Below are 434 nucleotides of genomic sequence, written 5' to 3' on the forward strand. Positions count from 1 at the left end.
TTAAAGCCATATAACGAAGCACAGGGTGACCTCTTTAATGAGGCAGAATGTGAAGCGGCGAAAGCGGAAGATGAGGTTATCACCACCACAACGACGACCATTAAACGTCGTGGTAAACGTCAACCGCTTCCTAAAGACTTGCCACGTGAAATCATCGAACTTGACCTAGATGAGCACGACAAACAGTGCTCATGCTGCCAACACGCTCTGCATAAAATCGGCGAAGACCGCAGTGAAAAGCTCGAGTTCACGCCCGCTGTATTGAAAGTGTTGGAATATGTTCGTCCAAAATACGCCTGTCGTCAGTGTGAACAACAGGCTGAAAAAAGCCACATTCACCAACAACCCGCACCGATAAGCATCATCCCTAAAAGCTTCGCCACAGAAAGCTTGCTGGCCAATATCATCCTTGGCAAATACCAATACGCGATGCC

The 434-nt window shown here is 47.9% G+C and carries 1 protein-coding gene; it reads left to right on the forward strand.

Annotated elements, in window-relative coordinates; genetic code table 11:
- On the forward strand, positions 1-434 hold a 434-nt coding region (locus tag AACW06_RS20090), incomplete at both ends, for an IS66 family transposase zinc-finger binding domain-containing protein (protein WP_192076391.1).

This window comes from Vibrio sp. S12_S33 (genome assembly GCF_963889785.1).
GTDB classification, from domain to species: Bacteria; Pseudomonadota; Gammaproteobacteria; order Enterobacterales; family Vibrionaceae; genus Vibrio; species Vibrio aestuarianus.